Raw genomic sequence first — 18837 nt, forward strand, 5'->3', positions numbered from 1 at the left:
GCCTTTCAGTCGGTGGTGTTGCTGCCGAGGGATTCAAGGACCTCGCGGCGCAGCGCGACGGTGGAGGGGTCGGAGTGCGCGGCCCGCTCGCGCGGCTTCGGCACGCCGAGGACGCGGCCGGTGCCGAGGAGGGCTACGCGGTCGCCGAGGAAGAGAGCCTCGTCCACGTCGTGCGTGACGAAGACGACGGTGGCGCCGGTGCCGCGCAGCACCTCGACGAGCAGCTGCTGCATCCCGGCCCGGGTCTGCGCGTCGAGCGCCCCGAAGGGCTCGTCCATCAGCACGGCCCGCGGCTCGGCGGCGAGGGCACGCGCGAGCTGGACGCGCTGCCGCTGCCCGCCGGAGATCCGGTGCGCGAGCTTGGACCCGTGCCCGTCCAGCCCGACGCGCGCCAGCCACGCCTCGGCGCGACGGCGACGCTCGGCACGCGGAACACCCTTGATCGCGAGGGGCAGTTCGACATTGGACCGGACGGTGCGCCAGGGGAGCAGCGCATCCTCCTGGAAGACCAGAGCCCGTTCGGCGTGGGGGGCGGTGATGGGGGCGCCGTCCTGTTCGACCTTCCCGCCTCGCGCGGGGAGGAGCCCGGCGAGGGTGCGCAGCAGGGTGGACTTCCCGCAGCCGGAGGGCCCGACGACGGTCAGGATCTCCCCGGACACGATGTCGAGATCGAGCCCGTCGAGGACGGTGGCTCCGGGGCGGCCGAGGGCAACGCGGGAGAGTGTGAGGCGGGCGCCGCGGGGTGAGGTTTTCGTGGCGGGGGAGAGCGTGTGGGAGGGGGTGGTCATGGGTTACGCCTCCTTGTACGTGCGTGCGTGCGTGCGTGCGTGCGGAGTAGGGGTGCGGGTGGGGGCGCCTGCGGTGGGCCACGGGGCTTCGCCCCGGACCCCGCGCCTCAATCGCCGGCGGGGCTGACATGTCCGGGAAGGGGCGGGGTGGGGGAAATCCCCCGGGCCCGCCGGACCTTGGGCACCGGCTCCGCGTGTTCCGTCCGCGGGAGCCACCGCGTCACCCGGCGCCCCGCCAGCTCCACCGCCGTCGAGGTCAGCCAGCCCAGCACGCCGATCGTCGCCATGCCGACGAACACGCCCGGATAGTCGACCACCGTGTAGTCCTGCCAGGTGCGGTAACCCACCCCGTACTCACCGGAGATCATCTCCGCCGAGATCACACAGATCCACGAGACGCCGATGCCCACCGAAAGCCCGCCGAGGATCCCGGGGAGCGCCCCCGGCAGGACCACCGAGCCCAGCACACGCCACCTGCCGCCGCCCATCGTGAGGACCGCCTCCTCCCAGACCGGGGTCAGGGCGCGCACCGCGTGGCGGGTCGAGACCATGACCGGGAAGAACGCCGCGGTGAAGGTGATGAAGACGATGCCCTGCTCATTGCTGGGGAAGAGCAGGATCGCCACCGGCACCAGGGCGATCGCCGGGATGGGTCGCAGCACCTCCAGGACCGGGCCGAGCAGGTCCGCCGCCAGGCGGGAGCGGGCGACGGCCGTGCCGATGGCCACACCCGCGACCGCCGCCAGCGCGAAACCGGTGACGATACGGGTGAGGCTGTCGGTCAGGTCCTGCCAGTACGGGCCGCTGCCGATCCGCTCCCCGAACTCTCGCGCGACGTCCACAACCGTCGGGAACTGCTCGAAACGCAGCCACACATTCACATCGAACGCGGTCAGCAGCTGCCACAGGCCGAGCGCGGCGGCAAGCGAGAGGGCGCGCAGGGCGTACCGGGGCCATGCGGTGTTCATGACGCCGACGCCCGCTTCAGCGCATCGGCGTACGGAACGGTACGGGCGTTCGGGTGCGCCGCGACATACGCGGCGGCCGTGGACGGCGCGACGAAGGGCCGCAGTGCCGTGCCGTCCGCCACCCACACCGCCTTGTCGGCGAACCAGAGCGTTCCGGTGGTGGCGTCGGGGACGTACGCCGCCCGGACCGCGTCCCGATGGGCGGAGACATGACGCAGCAGCTCCGCAGGGGAGTTGAAGGACTGCGTGACGGTCTTGCCCGTCAGCCACACCTCGCTTCTCGCGGCCGCGGACGTGGCGCCGAGTGCCTTCGCGTAGCCGTCGCCGTACGCCCGCTTCACATACTGGTCGTCGACGAACGCGTCCACATCCACGTCGCCCACCAGCTTCGCCGACTTCAGCACCGGCACGTCCTTCTTCAGGGCGTCCACCAGCCGCGGCTTGATCGTCGGGTCGAAGGTGGCGATGCCGTTGGCGCCGTTGTAGAGGTAGACCACCTCGGCCGGCAGCCCGGTCGCCTTCGCCACCGACTCCGCGGCCGCCACCGGGTGCGCGCGCAGATACTCCGTCGCGTCGGCCTGCGCCCGCAGGAAGTCCTCGAGCAGCGCGGGCCGCTTCTTCGCGAAGTCCTCGCGCGCGGTGACCCCGTGGAACGTCGGCAGGTTCAGCTCCGCCCCGTCGTACAGCGCCTTCGCCCTGCCCTGGAACGCGAGCAGCCCCGGCCACGCCACGAACTGCGAGAGCGCGTCCACGCTGCCCGCCTGCAGTGCCGAGGCACCCACCGCAGGCTGCTGGTTGAGCTTGCGGATGTCCTTCTCCGGGTCGATGTCCGACCGCTGCAGCGCCCGTACGAGCGTGCCGTCGGCCGCCGAACCGACACTCGTCGACACCTTCTTGCCGCGCAGATCCTTCAGCGATGCCGCCTTCGAATCCGGTGCCGTCACCACCGTGTTGAGGCCGCCGCGCAGGTTGTAGCCGGTGACCGAGACCAGCCGCGTCGGCCGGTTCAGCTGTTTGCCGCGGGCCGCGTTGATCAGCAGCGGGAAGTCGCCCATCGAGCCGATGTCGATCTTTCCGGCGGTCATCTGGGCGGTGATCGGCGCGCCCGTGGCGTAGTCCTGCCACTTGACCTTGTAGGTGACGCCGTCACGCTTGCCGCGTGCGGCGAGCTCACGCTCGAAGTAGCCGAGCGACCGGAGCAGCGTGCCGGCCGTGACGGTGTTGATGGTCTTGGACTGGTAGCCGACGGTCACCGTGACCGTGCCGGAGTCGCCCGCGTTCGCCTCGCCGCCGCAGCCGGTGAGCGGCAGCAGCAGGGTGGCGGCGAGGAGCGCAACTGGCTTGCGTGACATGGGAGTTCGTGCCTCTCGGGGCTTTACCGCAGCAGATAGGGCATGTTGACCGTGACCGCGTCCGTGGGACACCGGGCCGCGCACGGGCCGCAGTACCAGCACTCGTCGACGTGCATAAAGGCCTTGCCGCTGTCCGGGTTGATCGCGAGGGAGTCGAGCGGGCACATGTCGACGCAGAGGGTGCAGCCGTCGATGCACTTCGACTCGTCGATGGTCACGGGCACGTCGGCGCGCTGGGGGGCCAGAGGCATGGCTGTCTCCAGGAAAGGGGTGCGGGTGAAGGGCGTACGGGCAAAGCCGTGCGGGTGAGGGTCAGACGCAGCGGTGGAGCAGCCCGCTCATGGTGATGCGGTCGCCGCGGAAGCGGATGAACTCCAGGTCCACGGGCCGTCCGTCGGAGAGATGGGTGAGTCGTTCCAGCATGAGTACGGCCGTGCCGCGCGGGGCTTCGAGTACGGCGGCGGAGTGCGCGTCGGCGTTGACGGCCTCCAGAGTGATCTCGGCCGTGCCCAGCGGCTGCCCGGTGAGCGTTTCGAGCAGCCGGAACACATCGGTGTGCTCCAGGTCGCAGCCGAGCAGACCGCTGCCGATGTCCATCGGGATGTAGGTGAGGTCGAGGGAGAGCGGCAGGCCGTTCAGCCGGCGCAGCCGCTCGATGCAGAGCACGTCGGTGTGCTCCGTGAGGCCGAGCCGCCGGGCCACGGGTGCGGGCGCGGCGACCGGACCGACCGTACGGACTTCGTTGGTGACGTCGCCGTGTTCGTGCAGGGTTTCGGCGAGGCCCTGCAGTCGGTCGAGGCCGTGCGAGTACTTCTCGGACACCACGACGGTGCCGACACCCGGCTGTCGTTCGACCAGCCCTTCCGTGCGCAGCAGATCCAGGGCTTGCCTGACCGTGTTGCGGGACACGCGGTAGTCGTCGCCGATCGCGCCTTCCAGCGGCAGTACGCCGCCGGGGAAGCCACCGGTGCGCACCTGGTGGCGCAGCAGATCGGCGAGCTGCCGCGCCTGGTCCGCGCGCAGCCGCCGCCGTCGGGCGGCGGCGACCGGCACGGTGTGCTCACGGATACGTTCGGGCATGCGTCGGACCATACCGACGCTGTGTCGACGGTGGTGTTGCCAGAGTGTTGCGCCACTCAAGGCGTCACGACGCACCGCTCTGACCTGCATGTTTGTGGGGGGAGTGGAAAGATCTGCCACCCCGGGGGGCGTCAGTCGCCGCCGCCCCCGTCGCCGCCGCTCCCGCCGTCGCCCCCCAAGCCGCCACCGCTGCTGCTCGACTGCTTGTCCTGCTGTACGGCGCGGTGCACCGCGTACGGCGCCCACTCCTCCCGTACGAGAGCGCGCAGCGCCCCTCGCGCCCGCCAGGACCGGAATCGCGGATTCAGCACCCCGGCAAGACCGATCGCCAAGGTGAAGGCGGCGAGCAGCCGGCCGCGGCGGTCCGGGAAGCCGGCCGACACCGACGCGGCGTAGCGCCCCCGCACCGGCGCCGACCAGTCCTCGGCCGCCGCCGGGTAGCGGTGGTACGGGATGAGACCCAGGAGACGGCGGGTCTCCACCCGCAGCGCACCACGTCCCACCAATTGGTGCAGGCACAGCTCCTCGACCTCACGCCCGGTGCGCCTGACCCAGGGCCGGGCGCGTATGCCGTCGCCGAACCGGCTCTTGCCCGGGGCCGGGAGGCTCGCCAGGATCTGCGCCGACAGCCGGTCCTGCGGCGGCAGTGGGTTGACCACCGTCACCCGGCCGTGTGCCTCGGCGACCCTGCCCTGGAGCTCGAGCTCGGCCAGGACGGCGCCGGCCAGCCCGTACTGCAGATAGCGCCGCCCGCAGTGCCGGCGGCCCGTCACCGGGTCGAGGGCAAGCAGCAACAACTCCTCGGGCAGGGTGAGTTCGGTCATTGCCCGATGCTCGGTACGATCCGTCCGGTCACTTCGCCCAGGCCCACCCGTACGCCGTCCGGGCCCGGCGCCCAGGCGGTCATGGTCACCACATCGCCGTCCTCCAGGAAGGTCCGCTTTCCCTCCGGCAGTTCGAGCGCGTCCCGGCCGTTCCAGGTGAGCTCGAGCAGCGAGCCGCGCTGGTGGACGTCGGGGCCGCTGACCGTGCCGGAGCCGAAGAGGTCTCCCGTGCGGAGCGAGGCGCCGTTGACCGTCATATGGGCCAGCTGCTGGGCGGCCGTCCAGTACATGGTGGCGAACGGCGGCTCGGCGACCACATGGCCGTTGATCGCCACCGTGATGCGCAGGTCGAAGCCGCCCGGCTCCTCCTCGGCGGAGTCGTCGAGATAGGGGAGCAGATCGAAGTCCCTGACGGGCGCGGGGGCCCTGGCCGCGTCCAGGGCCTCGAGCGGCGTCACCCAGGCGGATACGGACGTGGCGAAGGACTTTCCGAGGAACGGGCCGAGCGGGACGTACTCCCAGGCCTGGATGTCGCGCGCCGACCAGTCGTTGAGGAGCGAGAGCCCGAAGACATGGTCGCGGAAGTCGCCGAGTGCGACCGGCCTGCCCGTCTCGGAGGGGGTGCCGACGAGGAAGCCGACCTCGGCCTCGATGTCGAGCTTCACTGACGGGCCGAAGAGCGGCGCGGCGTCGGCGGGGGTCTTGCGCTGGCCACAGGGGCGTATCACGTCCGTGCCGGAGACGACGACCGTGCCGGAGCGGCCGTGGTAACCGATCGGCAGATGCTTCCAGTTGGGGGTCAGTGCGTCCCCGTCCGGCCGGAAGATCTTGCCGACGTTGGTGGCGTGGTGCTCGCTCGCGTAGAAGTCGACATAGTCCGCGACGTCGTACGGGAGGTGCAGCGTGACCGAGCCGAGCGGGTGGAGCAGCGGTTCGATGTCCGGCCGGTGGGCGGGCACCGTGACCCAGGCGGTGAGCGCGCGGCGTACATCGCGCCAGGCGGTGCGGCCCGCGGCGAGCAGCGGATTGAGGCTCGGCCGGGCCAGCAGGGCGGCGTAGGGGGAGCCGAGGGCGTGCGCCGCCGCTCCCGCGTCGAGTACCTGGTCGCCGATGCGGACGCCGAGCCGGCGGCGGTCGGGCTCGTCGGCGGTGGTGAAGACGCCGTACGGGAGGTTGTGCGGGCCGAAGGGATCGCCCTCGGCCAGATCGAGCGGGCTCTGCTCGGGCATCGGTGCTTGCCTCGCTTTCCACGGGTGTGAGTGACACGTTACGTGGACGTTGCCCCGCGGCGGCAGGTCGCACGTCCGACCGGGTCAGCCCGCCGTGCGCGGGATGCGCTTCTCCCAGGTGCGGTGGAAGACGATCTCGCGGCCGTCCTTGCACACCACCTCGTTCGAGGTGATGAAGTCGGCCGCGTCGCAGGTGATTTCCGAGCGCGTCTCGATCCGGACGTCCCAGGCGAGCTCCGGCCGGTGCAGCCGGGTCGTCCAGTCGGAGCGGGTGTGCGCGGAGAGCGGGTCGCCCTCCTGGATCGTGTACGTCTCCAGGGCGTCCTCGGTGAACTCCAGGCCGTCCGGATGGACGCGGGTGCCGCCGTGGCGTGGGTCGACCTCCAGGCGCCATTCGCCCTTCGCCACGTCCCGGATCACCAGGCGCTCCGGGCGCTGCTCGTCCAAGGTCACGGGGACGCTGACGCCGAGCGGCTCGGACTGTTCGGGTTCCTCGAAGGTGATCTTGTCCGCCGTGTTCTCGCCTCTCTCGTGCACGGGCAGTTCGAGGCGGGAGCCCGCCGGGTCGAGCGTGAAGCCGTCCGAGGTGCTCTGCGGCCAGATCCAGGGCCAGTAGGCGGAGGAGACGGCGAGCCGGATGCGGTGGCCCGGCGGGAAGGTGTGGCCGATGGCGTTGAGCTCGAAGGCGACGTCCTCCGTCCCGCCGGGCGGCCAGGCGTCGGAGCGTTCGCGGCCGTGGCGGGCGGAGAGGTTGAGTACGCCCCGGGTCACCAGGGCGGACGAGCCGTCCGGGGCGATGTCGCAGAGCCGGGCGATCGCCTGGCCGTGGGGCATGTCCAGGCGCAGCCGCAGGGTCACCCGGGGGCGGCCGAGGATCTCGATCGGGTCGCCGGTGACCGGGAACTCGAAGCAGGCCGAGCAGGCGTCCTCGTCGCGCTGGTCGGGCGGCAGGTCGGCGTCGTTCCCGGAGGGCAGGAAGCGGCCGGCGTCCAGGCCGGTGTGGAGCGGCGAGACGACGATCACCGGCGCGCCCCGGAGCGCGTACGGGACGGTGGTGATGTGCGGCGAGGGCCATGCGGCGAGGCCGACCCAGCGGCCCGGCAGCTCGGTGTAGGTCGTCGCGGGCGGATGCGACTCGCTGATCCATGAGCGCAGCAGGGGCTCGGCCATGACGTCGTTCTCGAGACCCTTGAGGTGGTGGTCCCACCAGCGCAGGGTCTCCTGAAGGAAGCCGATCGCGGGTCCGGGAGGACGCCCCCGGTCCGGGTACTGGTGCGACCACGGGCCGATCAGCCCACGTACACGATCGGGCGGAAGATGCTCCACCAGCCGCAGCACCGTGTCCCGGTACGGGTCGTGCCAGCCGCCCACGGCCAGCACCGCCGCGTCGATCGCCGAGTAGTCCTCGCGGACGCTGCCGTGCTTCCAGTAGTCGTCGCGAAGCTGGTGGGCGAGCCAGGTGTGGATGCGGGGGACGACGCCTTCCAGCCGCTTCAGCCACATCTCGCGCCACTCGTCGCCGACGAAGAGCGGGTCGGGCGGGCGCGCGGCGAAGGCGAGCAGGGTGGCGGACCAGGCGTGCATACCGGCGGCGAGCACCGAACCGCCCATGTAGTGCATGTCGTTGTCGTACGGGTCGTCGGCCGCGCAGACCGTGACGACCGCCTTCAGCGGCTCGGGTGCGAGTTCCGCGATCCGGAGCGCGTTGCAGCCGCCCCAGGCGATCCCGAACATGCCGACCCGGCCGGTGCACCACGGCTGCCGGGCCAGCCAGTTGACGACGGCGACCCCGTCGGCAGGCCCGGTCGTGTCGTACGCGTCGCCCGGCATGCCCTCGCTGTTGCCGTGTCCGCGGATGTCGACCCGTACGGAGGCGTAGCCGTGGCCCGCGTACCAGGGATGACGCTGGTGGTCGCGCGGCGCGGTCACGTCGCTGAGCCGGTGCGGCAGATACTCGAGGAGGGCAGGTACGGGCTCGTCGGTGAGCGGCCGCCAGACGCGCGCATACAGCCTTGTCCCGTCCGGGAGCGGGATCCGGACGTCCTCGTGGCCGGTGTCGTACGGGAACTCGGTACGGATGCGCATGACAGGACCCCGGTTCAGGACAAAAGGCCCACTCATAGGTGTATGAGCTGATCACGAACATACCGGGGGAGGCGGGAAGGCGCCCACGGTGATCGAAAGGCGACCGGATACGCTGACTTGAGTGAATCCAGCGACACATCGACAATCCGTGTGATCGTCAGCAGACAGGAGATCCCCTCGTGACCGTCGTCGGGCCGTTCGGGCTGAGCGTGCGGGACCAGGCTCTTGAGGCCGATGTCCAGACCGGATTGGCGGCTGTCGAGGCGGGACTCCTCGATGCCACCAAGAGCGAGGTGCCCTTCATCACGGAGGCCGCACAGCATCTTGTACGCGCCGGGGGCAAGCGCTTCCGGCCGCTGCTGGTGATGCTCGCCGCGCAGTTCGGTGATCCGCACGCGCCGGGTGTCGTGCCCTCGGCCGTGGTCGTCGAGCTGACCCATCTCGCGACGCTGTACCACGACGATGTGATGGACGAGGCCGAGGTCCGGCGCGGTGTGGACAGCGCCAACGTGCGCTGGGGGAACTCCGTCGCCGTACTGACCGGCGACTTCCTGTTCGCGAGGGCCTCGCACATACTGGCCGACCTGGGTCCGGAGGCCGTACGCATCCAGGCGGAGGCGTTCGAGCGCCTGGTCACCGGCCAGATCCTGGAGACCGCGGGGCCGCGCGACGGCCGCGACCCGGCCGAGCACTACCTCGATGTCATCGGGGGCAAGACGGGCTCGCTGATCGCGGTCTCGGGGCGGTTCGGCGCGATGATGTCGGGCGCCGACGAGGGTGTCGTGGACATCCTCACCCAGTACGGGGAGCGGCTCGGTGTGGCCTTCCAGCTCGCCGACGACGTACTCGATATCGCCAGCGACTCGCACGAGTCGGGCAAGACGCCCGGCACGGATCTGCGCGAGGGCATCCCGACCCTGCCCGTGCTGCATCTGCGCGCGCAGGCGGCAGCGCACGAACGCCCCGAGGACCTGGAGCTCGTCGCGCTGCTCGACGGGGACCTGACGGACGACGACCGCCATGCCGAGGCGCTGCGGCTGCTGCGCGCGCATCCGGCGCTCGAGCAGGCCAGGCGGGACACCGTGCGGTACGCGGAGGAGGCGCGGGCGATGCTCGCCCCGCTGCCCGACTGCTACGCCAAGGCCGCTCTGGAAGAGCTCTGCGACGCGGTGGTCCACCGCGCGGGCTGACCGCACACGGGCCGGCTCCGCGTGCTGATGGTCGGGACCACGGCCGGGCCCTGATGGTCGGGAGGGACCACGGCCGACCGGCGGGAGCGCGGGCGGGCCCGATGCCGCACGCCCTGTCGGGGACACGCGCAGGGCGCCCTGCCGGACCCTTTGTTTGCCTGTACGCCACCTCCCGTACACCCTCCCGGCGGAGGCGGCACGTCTTCTCGAGATCTGTGACGCAGGTCACTTTGTTGGATTGAGTCTAACCTCGGATCCACTCCGTACTCATGCCCAGAAGCTGACGCAGTGGGCGTTGGCCTCGTGTACGGGGAGATTTCGTAATGAAGCGGAACAAGATCATCCTTGTCGGTACCACCGCTGTCGCTGCCGCGGCCGGTGTCGCCCTCGCCGTCCTGCCGGCCTTCGCGGCCGGCAACAGTTCCGCCGCCGGGCACTCGGGCCACCCGGGCAGCGGCGCGGACATCGCCGTACAGAGCGGCTCCGACCGCGGCGCCGCCCTCTTCGTGGCGAGCCTGAACGGCGCGAGCGAGGTGCCGGTCCAGGGCGGGCCCGCCGTCGGTGACCGCGACGGTGCCGCGCTGGAGTTCGTGAAGGTCAAGGGGGACAAGGTGTCCGTCGCGGTGAAGTTCCGCGGCACCGACAAGCCGACCGCCCTCCACATCCACCAGGGCGCGAAGGGCAGCAACGGTGGCATCAAGATCGACTTCACCGGGTTGCTGAGCAAGGGCACGACCAAGAGCAAGGGCTGGACCGGCGCCGTCACCGGCACGGTCAAGGTCACGGACAGGGCCGTGCTCGACGCTTTCAAGACAGACCCGAACGGGTTCTACGCCAATCTGCACACCGCAGAGTTCCCGGGCGGAGCGGTCCGCGGCCAGTTCCACAAGGTGACCAACGGCTTCGGCTTCGGCAAGGCGCTCGACAACTTCCAGGCCTCCGTCGTCAAGGGCAGGCAGATCTACGAGTGCAAGAAGGGCGAGGACGGCAGGTTCTCGTTCCAGCAGCGTGATGTGCGCGCCGTCCTCGGCGGTCACATCGACCACTCCTTCACCGCCCCCAACTCCGGCACGCCGCAGTGGGTCGCACAGGACCACAGCGCGGTCACCGGAAAGCTGATCAGCAAGACACCGAACGGCGACAAGAACATCCCCGAGCTGGACCTCCAGGCCACCCAGTCCGGCAAGAAGCGGGGGCTGTTGGCGAACACCCAGGAGATCCTCCGGCTGAACACCGTGGGCGGCGTCGCGCCGGCCGGCAGCTGCGAGCAGGGAGCGATCGTCGGCGTCCCCTACGGGGCGGACTACGTCTTCATCCAGAAGTAACCGGTACGGCAACAGGGCTTGCGGCGCTTCCCCCACTGGCCGGGGGAGGCGCCGCTCCTCTGCCGTCATCCCAGAGCAGTACGCCAAGTTGCTCCCGGGGTCTGACGCTTCCGCACGTCCGATTTGGTCAGATGATGAGTACGACGCCTGACCAACCACGGAGGTAGGGCACACCATGGCACCGAACGACAGCGCACAGACCACCGAAGAGGCCAAGGACCTCGCAGCGGGCCGCCGCAGGGCAGCGCGCTACATCGTCCCGGCCGCGGTGGCCGGGGTGGCGGCGGCGACCATCGGGCTCGTCCCGGCGCTCGCTGCCTCCGGTGACCCCGATCTGCCAAAAATCAGCGCGCAGGAACTCATCGAGAAGATGGCCGCGTCGGACACCCAGCAGCTCTCCGGCACGGTGAAGATCAACACTGACCTCGGTATCCCGTCGCTGGGCGGCCTGGCGGGCCTGGGCGGCGAGCGGGACGGGTCGGGCTCGTCCGCCTCTCCCGACGGCAAGCTGATGGAGCTGGCCACCGGCTCGCACACCCTGCGGGTCGCGGCGGACGGCCCCGACAAGGGGAAGGTGTCGATCCTGGAGGACACCGCCGAGTACAGCCTGATCCACAACGGCGACGAGGTCTGGGCGTACGACAGCGCCTCGAACGAGGCCTACCACGCCAAGGACGGCAGCCAGGACGACGGCTCCGGCAGGAAGGGCTCCGGCAAGGAGCACGGGGCCCTGCCGAAGGACCTCCCGAGCACGCCCAAGGAGTTCGCCGCAGAGGCGCTCAAGGCCGCGGACGACACCACCTCGGTGACTGTCGGCGGTACGGCGCAGGTGGCCGGCCGCGATGCCTACCAGCTGGTCATCAAGCCCAAGCAGAGTGGCTCGACGATCGGATCGATCAAGGTCGCGGTGGACGCCAAGAACGGCGTGCCGCTGAAGTTCACGCTCACCCCGAGCAGTGGCGGCAAGGCCGCGATCGACGTCGGCTTCACCAAGGTCGACTTCTCCAAGCCGGACGCGTCGACCTTCGACTTCACCCCGCCCAAGGGCGCGAAGGTGACAGAGGCCGACGAGCCGAAGCAGGACAAGGGAGCCAAGGACCACGAGGGCTTCAAGGGCCATGAGGACTTCATGGGCCTGGAGGGCTTCCAGGGGCTGAACGTCATCGGCAAGGGCTGGAACGCCATCGCCAAGATCGAGACGCCGGGCGGTCAGCACCCCACCACGCCGAAGGACGGCGATGTGCCGCCGGAGGCCAAGAAGTTCCTGGACGCGCTGGGTGACCAGGTGAACGGGAAGTTCGGCTCGGGCACGGTCTTCAAGACCCGCCTGGTCAACGCCCTGATGACGGACGACGGCACGGTCTACGTCGGCGCCGTGACCAAGGACGCGCTCGTGAAGGCCGCGAACGAGGCAAAGTAACACCAGGTCAGTCATGACGACGCGCGCTTACCGTCCGCCCCGCCGTACGCTCCGTACGGTGGGGCGGACCGCTGACGAGTGAACGGGGGACCGGAATGACAGCCGTCATCGAGACGCAGGGGCTCACCAAGCGCTACCGGGGCGGGCAGTTGGCCGTCGAACGGCTCGATCTCAGCGTGCCTGACGGCAGCGTCTTCGGGTTCCTCGGCCCCAACGGCTCCGGCAAGACCACCACCATCCGGATGCTGATGGGGCTCATCGAGCCGACCGCCGGCAGCGCCACGGTCCTCGGTATGCCCATGCCGCGCGCGGTCCGCACCGTACTGCCGCAGGTGGGCGCACTGATCGAAGGGCCCGCGCTGTACGGGTTCCTGAGCGGCCGCGACAATCTGCTGCGTTACGACTCCGCCGACCCGAGTGCCGATCCCCGAACGCGGCGCACCCGTGTCGCCGCCGCGCTGGACCGGGTCGGGCTGGCGCAGGCCGCGGGCAAGAAGGCCAAGGCGTACTCGCTCGGGATGAAGCAGCGGCTGGGGCTGGCCGCCGCGCTGCTGCAGCCACGGAAGCTGCTGGTGCTCGACGAGCCGACGAACGGGCTCGATCCGCAGGGCATGCGGGAGATCCGTTCTCTGGTGCGGGAGCTGGCGGCCGACGGCACCACGGTCTTTCTCTCGTCCCATCTGCTCGACGAGATCGAGCAGGTCTGCACGCATGCCGCGGTGATGGCCCAGGGCCGGCTCCTCACCCAGGGCCCGGTCGCCGATCTCGCGGCGGGCGCGCGGGGGCGGCTTGCCGTCACCACCCCCGACCCTGCCGACGCCGCCCGGCTCCTGAAGGAGCTGGGGGTCACTGATCTGGCCGTGGCCGAGTGTCGGGTGACGGGGGAACTGCCAGTCATGGAAACGGAGTTGGCGGAGATCAATGCCGCGCTGGTGCAGGGCGGCGTACGGGTACGAGGCTTCGGCGTCGAGCGCGTCTCGCTCGAGGACGCCTTTGTCGCGCTGACCGGAGAGGGCTTCGATGTCGCAGGCTGACACTCTCGTACGCGAAAGGACGAGCAGTCCGCTGTGGACGTTCGGCCTCTTCCGCTCCGAGCTGACCACCACGTTCCGCCGCGGGCGCACGCTCGCGCTGCTGGGCGTGCTGGCCGCCGTACCCGTACTGATCGGCATCGCCATCAGGGTCGAGACGAGCGGCGGCGGTCCGGCCGGCGGCGGCCGCGGTGGCGGCCCCGCCTTCATCGCCCAGATCACCAACAACGGCCTGTTCCTGGTCCTCGCCGCGCTCGCCGCGACCCTGCCGGTCTTCCTCCCGATGGCGATCGGCGTCGTCGCGGGTGATGCGATCGCGGGCGAGGCGAACTCCGGCACCCTGCGCTATCTACTGGTCGCCCCGGCCGGACGCAGCCGGCTGCTGCTCGCCAAGTACGCCACCGCCTGCGCCTTCTGCCTGGCCGCGACCCTGGTCGTGGCGGTGTCCGCGCTCGCAGTCGGCTCGCTGCTCTTCCCGCTCGGCGATGTCACGACCATTTCCGGCACCCGGATCTCCTTCGGCGACGGACTGCTGAGGGCCGCACTGGTCGCGGCCGTCGTCGCCGCGTCGCTGAGCGGGATCGCGGCGCTCGGTCTCTTCATCTCGACGCTCACCGGCAGTGGCATCGCGGCGATGGCGACGACCGTCGGACTGCTGATCACGGTGCAGATCCTGGACGGGATTCCGCAGCTGCACGCGATCCATCCCTACCTCTTCCCGCACTACTGGATGTCGTTCGCGGACCTGATGCGGGAGCCGGTCTACTGGGACGAGGTAGCGAAGAACCTCGGTCTGCAGGGGGTGTACGTGGCGGTGTTCGGGTCGGCCGCGTGGGCGCGCTTCACGGCGAAGGACATCACCGCGTGAAGGAGCTCTCCGCCTGGAGGGCCTTACTGATCGTTTCAGAATGAGGTGCGGAGACGCCTCAAGCAGATGATGCCGCAAGCGAGTTCGAGACGTGGCACGTCGCGCGGCTGGTAGCCGGCCGAGTTCGCCGTGCACCGCACCCCCTGGACCAGAGCCCACGCTGCGAACTCCGCACATGCGGTCAGGTACAGGTGCACCGCCACCGTGTGCTCCTGCCGTACGGTGCCTCACCATTCTCCACCTCGAACCAAACGGCGGTTGGAGCAGGCAATTGCTGATGGTTACTCCGAGGAAGCCGGCCCGTCGTCGGCCGGTCGCGGCCACCGTGGTCATGGTCATCGCCATGTGCTTCTGCGCGGGTCCGACCGTTCCCGTGCCCCGCCGGGACGTTCTTCAAGGGCTTGCAGTGGCAGCACTGCCGGTGTGGCCGGACGCCACGTGGAGCTCCGCCCATCGGGTCATCCTGTGGAGGTGGCGGGAAATGCCGTGTCGCATGGAAAGGGCTGCGATGATGCCGGTCCCGCGGCCGTGTTCCTCATGTTCCGCAGGGGGCGGGCTCTCGGGTGATCGGCGCGGTCGCGGCCCAGCATCCGCGACCTCGATACGGAGGGCGTGACGGCCGCCGGCCTCGGGCATCGACAGCCGCAGTACTGCTGGGGGCAGTGCGTGGGCAATCGCGTTGGTGATCAGTTCCGAGATCACCAGGATGGCGTCGTCCGCTGTCTCCGTGGGCAGGGCCCAGTGGCCCAGGATCCTGCGTGCGCGGTGGCGCACGGCGGAGACGGCCTCAGGGATGTGCGGCAGCGGGAGGATGTACTCGGTCCGCGGGTGCGGTGCCACGCTGGTGTCAGACGTGGTCATGGCCGGAGTGGTCATCCTCGACCACCTCCACTTGTCTCGGCTTCTCATATCGGAAGCGGCGGCTCGTTCGGTGCGGAGGCGTGGCCGGGTTATTCGGCGGTGGCGAGGATCTCGGCCAACGCCGTGACGGCCTGGTCTGCGTCGGGGCCTTCGGCGCGGACGGTCACGGTGCTTCCGGCGGTGGCACCCAGGCCCATCACGGCGAGGACGCCGGTGGGGTTGACGGTGCGGCCGCCGTGTTCCAGCTGTATTGCGCTGGTGTACTCGGCTGCGGCGCGGGCGAGTTGGCCTGCGGGGCGGGCGTGCAGGTTGGCGGGCAGGACGACGGCGATTTCGTGGTTCACCGTGATCGTGGTCGTGGCGTTGGACTCAGAGCTTGGGGACATGACGGGCCTCCTTGGCGGCGTTGGCGACGGTCTTGAGATCGGCGCCGGATGCGGCGGTGACGACGGCTGCGACGGCTCCTTCGACGAAGGGTGCGTCGACGATCGTTACGTCGGTGCGGGGATGGTCTTCCAGGACGGTGCGGGCGGTGAGGACGGAGCTGCCCAGGTCGGGAAGGACGACTACGCCGGCTCCGCGGTCGGCGTGCCGGATCGCGGCGAGGACGAGGTCGTAGCTGGTGCCGATCCGTCCGTCGTCGGTTCCTCCGGCGGTGGCGAGGGGGACTGTGTCGGAGCCGATCTGCTCCACCAGCAGGCGAAGGCCTGCGGCGAGCTCGGCGCTGTGGGACACGAGTACGATGCCGACAAGGTTGCTCATGAACGACCACGCTATATCTCAGAACACTGTTCATCAATACTGAACGAGGAGAATTCTTCGATGGTGCAAGCGGTTCATCGGGCGGTGCAGATCTTGCGGGATCTCGCATCCACTGGGCCCCGGCTGGGTGTGACCGAGCTGGCCGACCGCTTGGGCGTGGCCAAGCCCACCGTCCATGCGCTGCTGCGCACGCTGGAGAGCGAGGGGCTGGTGGTGCAGGACCGGGACAGCTCCAAGTACCAGCTCGGCCCGGACCTGGTACGGCTGGGCAACGCCTACTTGGACACCCAGGAGCTGCGGACCCGCTCACTGACCTGGGCGGACCAGCTCGCCACCCGGGCGAACGAGGCGGTGTGGGTAGCCGTGCTCACCGGCGACCATGTCCTGGTGGTGCACCACGCCTTCCGGCCGGAGGGTGCCGTGCAGATCCTCGAGGTGGGAGCCAGCATCCCGTGGAGCACCTGCGCCCTGGGCAAGGCCGTCGTGGCCTTCGCTCCGGCGGCCGTGGGCGAGGGGCTGCTCGCGGGCGACCGGGCAGTGCTCACCGGCGCCAGCATCACCGACCCGGAGGAGCTGGCCGGCCAGCTGAAGGAGATTCTCAGGACGGGGTACGCGATCGAGGATCAGGAGTCCGCCATCGGGGACGCGGGTATCGCATCGCCTGTCTTCGACCGCTCCGGCGAGGTGGTGGGTGCCATCGGAATTGTCGGCCCCGTCGAGCGACTGCTGGCCGAATCGGCACGTCAGGAGCTTGCGGTCGCGGTCCGGGAGACTGCCCGCAACCTCTCCCGTGACCTGGGTGCCCCTCGGGGGACCGCCCGCATCGCCGGCCCCTGATCTGCCCGCCCGCACCCACCAGCCTCGCGGGCACCTGACCTGCACGCTCCGCATCCATCTGCAGCTCGACGGCGGGCCCCGGCGCCCCGCCACCTGCCCCTCCGCCCAGGCCCCTCGGCGCATCGCCGTGGGGCCTTTCCCGTGTCCGTAGTGCCCGATAGTCGCCGAACCTCTTGACAGGTCTGAAACGCGGGCTTAACTTCCGGAACAACGTTCATCCATAGTGAACGTCTTGCCGGATTCCGCTGGTTATCCGGTTCCCCTGAGCCGGCCGCCAGGTGCCCGACCCCTGACCACCTGGCGGCCACCTCCCTTCATAGCCCGCTCCACGCGGAGGAGGTGAGACGCCCAAGCTGCCGCTCGGCGCTGGGCGCCATCATGGAAGAAAACTCTTACTCACAGAAGCTTGTGGCCGAGATGCTGGGCACCGCGGTGCTGGTGTTCATCGGTGTCGGTTCGGTCCCCGCGACGCTCATCGTCGGCGGCGACGCCCCGTTCACCATGGCGCAGCTGGGAATGATCTCGCTCGCGTTCGCCACCGCGGTCATCGCGATGGTCTATGCGATCGGCCATATCTCCGGCTGCCAGATCAACCCGGCCATCACCCTGGCCCTGGCGGCCACGAAGAAGATGCCCTGGCGGGACGTCCCCGGCTACATCGCGGCCCAGGTGGCCGGTGCGGTGCTGGGGGCGCTCGCGATCGTGGGGGTGCTGGGGAAGAAGGCGGTCGATGTCGGCCTCGGTATCGCCGCCTACGGCACCGGTGTCGGCGCCGGCCAGGCCTTCTTCGCCGAAGCCATCGGCACGTTCATCCTCGCGTTCATCGTCTTCGGGGCCATCGACCGGCGCGCGGCCGGCGGCTTCGCGGGCCTGGCCATCGGCCTCGGCGTGTTCGCGATCATCATTCCGGTGGCGCCCGCCACCGCGGCGTCCATCAACCCGGCCAGGACGCTCGGCCCGATGATCACCGGCGAGCTCTTCAACGGCACGGTCCACTGGGACCAGCTGCCCGTCTACCTGGCCGCCGAGGTGATCGGCGCCCTCGCCGCCGGCGTCCTCTACACCGCCCTCAACGCCCACCGCAAGGCCGCCGCTGTAAATGGGGCTGAGAGCCAGGCCGCCCAGCCCGCCACTGCCGAAGGAGCCCTGTCGTGAAGAAGCTCATCAACGCTCCCGAGGCGGTGCTGGATGAGGCCCTGGCCGGTATCGCCGCCGCTCACCCGGAGCTGAAGGTCGACGCGGAGAACAAGGTGATCACCCGCGCGGGCGGCACCAGACCGGACAAGGTCGCACTCATCTCCGGCGGCGGTTCCGGGCACGAGCCGCTGCACGGCGGCTTCGTGGGACTCGGCATGCTGGACGCCGCCTGTCCTGGGGAGGTGTTCACCTCGCCCGTGCCCGGCCAGATGCTTGCCGCGGCCCAGGCCGTCAACGGCGGCTCCGGCGTGCTGTTCATCGTGAAGAACTACACCGGTGACGTCCTCAACTTCCAGATGGCCGCCGAACTGGCCGCCGAGGAAGGCATCACGGTGGAGACCGTGCTGGTCGACGACGACGTCGCCGTCCAGGACTCCACCTGGACCGCCGGGCGCCGGGGCACCGGCGCCACCGTCTTCGTCGAGAAGATCGCCGGCGCTCTCGCCGAGCAGGGCGCCGACCTCGCCGCCGTCGCCGAGATGGCCAAGCGGGTCAACGCCGCCTCCCGGTCCTTCGCCGTGGCACTGACCGCCTGTACCACCCCGGCCTCCGGCAAGCCGGGCTTCGACCTGCCCGAGGACGAGATGGAGGTCGGCGTCGGCATCCACGGCGAGCCCGGCCGCCGCAGGGAGAAGCTCCGCTCCGCCAAGGAGATCGTGGCCACCGCCCTGGACGCCATCCTCGCCGACCAGCCGCTCGCCGCCGGCGAGGAGACCATCGTCATGGTCAACGGGCTGGGCGGCACGCCGCTCATCGAGTTGTATGTGGTCTTCAACGAGGTCGCGGCCGCCCTGGCGGACAAGGGCGTGGTCATCGCCCGCAATCTTGTTGGGAACTATGTGACCAGCCTGGATATGGCCGGTGTTTCCATCACCGTGTGCAAGGCCGACGCCGACATGCTGTCCCTGTGGGACGCACCTGTGAACACCCCAGCCGTGCGCTGGGGCGCCTGAACCGAGCCGGGGGCGGGGCCGCGCGATACGCGAGGGCCGGGCGGGAGCCTTCCCGATCCAGCTCACC

19 protein-coding genes are annotated in these 18837 nt (G+C 70.3%); 8 read left to right on the forward strand and 11 right to left on the reverse strand.

Going from position 1 to position 18837, the window contains the following annotated elements:
* Window positions 1–5: 5 nt before the first annotated feature.
* The 8 genes from OG966_RS23885 to OG966_RS23920 all read right to left on the reverse strand — a co-directional run bounded on the left by OG966_RS23885 (window position 6) and on the right by OG966_RS23920 (window position 8326).
* The gene (locus OG966_RS23885; RefSeq protein ID WP_326651846.1) at window positions 6–788 is read right to left on the reverse strand and encodes an ABC transporter ATP-binding protein; all 783 of its coding nucleotides are present in this window, start codon (window positions 786–788) and stop codon (window positions 6–8) included.
* Between the two features lie 107 nt (window positions 789–895).
* Window positions 896–1756, reverse strand: coding sequence for an ABC transporter permease (locus OG966_RS23890; protein ID WP_326651847.1), 861 nt, complete (start codon window positions 1754–1756; stop codon window positions 896–898).
* Window positions 1753–3108, reverse strand: coding sequence for an ABC transporter substrate-binding protein (locus OG966_RS23895; RefSeq protein ID WP_326651848.1), 1356 nt, complete (start codon window positions 3106–3108; stop codon window positions 1753–1755). The genes OG966_RS23890 and OG966_RS23895 overlap by 4 nt, the downstream gene beginning before the upstream one ends.
* A 23-nt stretch (window positions 3109–3131) precedes the next feature.
* Window positions 3132–3359 (reverse strand): 4Fe-4S dicluster domain-containing protein, encoded by a 228-nt coding sequence (locus tag OG966_RS23900; protein WP_266533934.1) that lies wholly within the window; start codon window positions 3357–3359, stop codon window positions 3132–3134.
* A 61-nt stretch (window positions 3360–3420) separates the two neighbouring features.
* Complete coding sequence (locus tag OG966_RS23905) at window positions 3421–4200, reverse strand: GntR family transcriptional regulator (RefSeq protein ID WP_406731204.1); 780 nt, start codon at window positions 4198–4200, stop codon at window positions 3421–3423.
* A gap of 119 nt (window positions 4201–4319) precedes the next feature.
* Window positions 4320–5012 carry a GOLPH3/VPS74 family protein gene (locus OG966_RS23910; protein WP_326651850.1) on the reverse strand — a complete coding sequence of 231 codons (693 nt, stop codon included), beginning with the start codon at window positions 5010–5012 and terminating at the stop codon, window positions 4320–4322.
* Window positions 5009–6241 carry a fumarylacetoacetase gene (gene fahA, locus OG966_RS23915; RefSeq protein WP_326651851.1) on the reverse strand — a complete coding sequence of 411 codons (1233 nt, stop codon included), beginning with the start codon at window positions 6239–6241 and terminating at the stop codon, window positions 5009–5011. Before fahA ends, OG966_RS23910 begins: the two co-directional genes overlap by 4 nt.
* Before the next feature lie 84 nt (window positions 6242–6325).
* Complete coding sequence (locus tag OG966_RS23920) at window positions 6326–8326, reverse strand: CocE/NonD family hydrolase (protein ID WP_326651853.1); 2001 nt, start codon at window positions 8324–8326, stop codon at window positions 6326–6328.
* A 179-nt stretch (window positions 8327–8505) separates the two neighbouring features.
* On the opposite strand from OG966_RS23920, the gene OG966_RS23925 reads away from it, so the two are divergent.
* The 5 genes from OG966_RS23925 to OG966_RS23945 all read left to right on the forward strand — a co-directional run bounded on the left by OG966_RS23925 (window position 8506) and on the right by OG966_RS23945 (window position 14160).
* A complete protein-coding gene (locus OG966_RS23925; RefSeq protein WP_326651854.1) occupies window positions 8506–9516 on the forward strand; it encodes a polyprenyl synthetase family protein in 1011 nt (336 codons plus the stop codon).
* A 323-nt stretch (window positions 9517–9839) separates the two neighbouring features.
* Entirely contained in the window at window positions 9840–10841 is a 1002-nt protein-coding gene (locus tag OG966_RS23930; RefSeq protein WP_326651855.1) for a CHRD domain-containing protein, read from the forward strand.
* 175 nt (window positions 10842–11016) lie between these two features.
* Window positions 11017–12261 (forward strand): LolA family protein, encoded by a 1245-nt coding sequence (locus OG966_RS23935; protein ID WP_326651856.1) that lies wholly within the window; start codon window positions 11017–11019, stop codon window positions 12259–12261.
* 95 nt (window positions 12262–12356) lie between these two features.
* A complete protein-coding gene (locus OG966_RS23940) occupies window positions 12357–13295 on the forward strand; it encodes an ABC transporter ATP-binding protein (RefSeq protein WP_326651858.1) in 939 nt (312 codons plus the stop codon).
* On the forward strand, window positions 13282–14160 hold the full coding sequence (locus OG966_RS23945; protein ID WP_326651859.1) for an ABC transporter permease: 879 nt from the start codon (window positions 13282–13284) through the stop codon (window positions 14158–14160). The genes OG966_RS23940 and OG966_RS23945 overlap by 14 nt, the downstream gene beginning before the upstream one ends.
* Window positions 14161–14553: 393 nt before the next feature.
* Here the strand turns inward: OG966_RS23945 and OG966_RS23950 are convergent, their stop codons facing one another.
* The 3 genes from OG966_RS23950 to dhaM form a co-directional block, all read right to left on the reverse strand.
* A complete protein-coding gene (locus tag OG966_RS23950; protein ID WP_326651860.1) occupies window positions 14554–15021 on the reverse strand; it encodes an ATP-binding protein in 468 nt (155 codons plus the stop codon).
* Between the two features lie 89 nt (window positions 15022–15110).
* On the reverse strand, window positions 15111–15407 hold the full coding sequence (locus OG966_RS23955; protein WP_326651862.1) for an HPr family phosphocarrier protein: 297 nt from the start codon (window positions 15405–15407) through the stop codon (window positions 15111–15113).
* A complete protein-coding gene (gene dhaM / locus OG966_RS23960) occupies window positions 15391–15783 on the reverse strand; it encodes a dihydroxyacetone kinase phosphoryl donor subunit DhaM (protein WP_326651863.1) in 393 nt (130 codons plus the stop codon). Before dhaM ends, OG966_RS23955 begins: the two co-directional genes overlap by 17 nt.
* Window positions 15784–15843: 60 nt before the next feature.
* Here dhaM and OG966_RS23965 point away from each other — a divergent pair, with 60 nt between their 5' ends.
* From OG966_RS23965 to dhaK, 3 genes are all read left to right on the forward strand, one after another.
* Window positions 15844–16620: an IclR family transcriptional regulator gene (locus tag OG966_RS23965; RefSeq protein WP_326651864.1), complete on the forward strand. Its 777-nt coding sequence runs from the start codon at window positions 15844–15846 to the stop codon at window positions 16618–16620.
* A 378-nt stretch (window positions 16621–16998) separates the two neighbouring features.
* Window positions 16999–17775, forward strand: coding sequence for an MIP/aquaporin family protein (locus OG966_RS23970; protein WP_326651866.1), 777 nt, complete (start codon window positions 16999–17001; stop codon window positions 17773–17775).
* Window positions 17772–18770 carry a dihydroxyacetone kinase subunit DhaK gene (dhaK, locus tag OG966_RS23975; protein ID WP_326651868.1) on the forward strand — a complete coding sequence of 333 codons (999 nt, stop codon included), beginning with the start codon at window positions 17772–17774 and terminating at the stop codon, window positions 18768–18770. Before OG966_RS23970 ends, dhaK begins: the two co-directional genes overlap by 4 nt.
* The last annotated feature ends 67 nt before the right edge of the window (window positions 18771–18837 follow it).

The sequence above is a fragment of the Streptomyces sp. NBC_01750 genome (assembly GCF_035918095.1).
In the GTDB taxonomy this organism is placed as follows: Bacteria; Actinomycetota; Actinomycetes; order Streptomycetales; family Streptomycetaceae; genus Streptomyces.

Excerpts from the sequence above, each read along its gene's own strand:
- OG966_RS23885 (WP_326651846.1), bottom strand. The coding sequence starts at position 788 with ATGACCACCCCCTCCCACACGCTCTCCCCCGCCACGAAAACCTCACCC.
- OG966_RS23890 (WP_326651847.1), bottom strand. The coding sequence starts at position 1,756 with ATGAACACCGCATGGCCCCGGTACGCCCTGCGCGCCCTCTCGCTTGCC.
- OG966_RS23895 (WP_326651848.1), bottom strand. The coding sequence starts at position 3,108 with ATGTCACGCAAGCCAGTTGCGCTCCTCGCCGCCACCCTGCTGCTGCCG.
- OG966_RS23900 (WP_266533934.1), bottom strand. The coding sequence starts at position 3,359 with ATGCCTCTGGCCCCCCAGCGCGCCGACGTGCCCGTGACCATCGACGAG.
- OG966_RS23905 (WP_406731204.1), bottom strand. The coding sequence starts at position 4,200 with ATGGTCCGACGCATGCCCGAACGTATCCGTGAGCACACCGTGCCGGTC.
- OG966_RS23910 (WP_326651850.1), bottom strand. The coding sequence starts at position 5,012 with ATGACCGAACTCACCCTGCCCGAGGAGTTGTTGCTGCTTGCCCTCGAC.
- fahA (WP_326651851.1), bottom strand. The coding sequence starts at position 6,241 with ATGCCCGAGCAGAGCCCGCTCGATCTGGCCGAGGGCGATCCCTTCGGC.
- OG966_RS23920 (WP_326651853.1), bottom strand. The coding sequence starts at position 8,326 with ATGCGCATCCGTACCGAGTTCCCGTACGACACCGGCCACGAGGACGTC.
- OG966_RS23930 (WP_326651855.1), top strand. The coding sequence starts at position 9,840 with ATGAAGCGGAACAAGATCATCCTTGTCGGTACCACCGCTGTCGCTGCC.
- OG966_RS23935 (WP_326651856.1), top strand. The coding sequence starts at position 11,017 with ATGGCACCGAACGACAGCGCACAGACCACCGAAGAGGCCAAGGACCTC.
- OG966_RS23940 (WP_326651858.1), top strand. The coding sequence starts at position 12,357 with ATGACAGCCGTCATCGAGACGCAGGGGCTCACCAAGCGCTACCGGGGC.
- OG966_RS23945 (WP_326651859.1), top strand. The coding sequence starts at position 13,282 with ATGTCGCAGGCTGACACTCTCGTACGCGAAAGGACGAGCAGTCCGCTG.
- OG966_RS23950 (WP_326651860.1), bottom strand. The coding sequence starts at position 15,021 with ATGACCACGTCTGACACCAGCGTGGCACCGCACCCGCGGACCGAGTAC.
- OG966_RS23955 (WP_326651862.1), bottom strand. The coding sequence starts at position 15,407 with ATGTCCCCAAGCTCTGAGTCCAACGCCACGACCACGATCACGGTGAAC.
- dhaM (WP_326651863.1), bottom strand. The coding sequence starts at position 15,783 with ATGAGCAACCTTGTCGGCATCGTACTCGTGTCCCACAGCGCCGAGCTC.
- OG966_RS23965 (WP_326651864.1), top strand. The coding sequence starts at position 15,844 with ATGGTGCAAGCGGTTCATCGGGCGGTGCAGATCTTGCGGGATCTCGCA.
- OG966_RS23970 (WP_326651866.1), top strand. The coding sequence starts at position 16,999 with ATGGAAGAAAACTCTTACTCACAGAAGCTTGTGGCCGAGATGCTGGGC.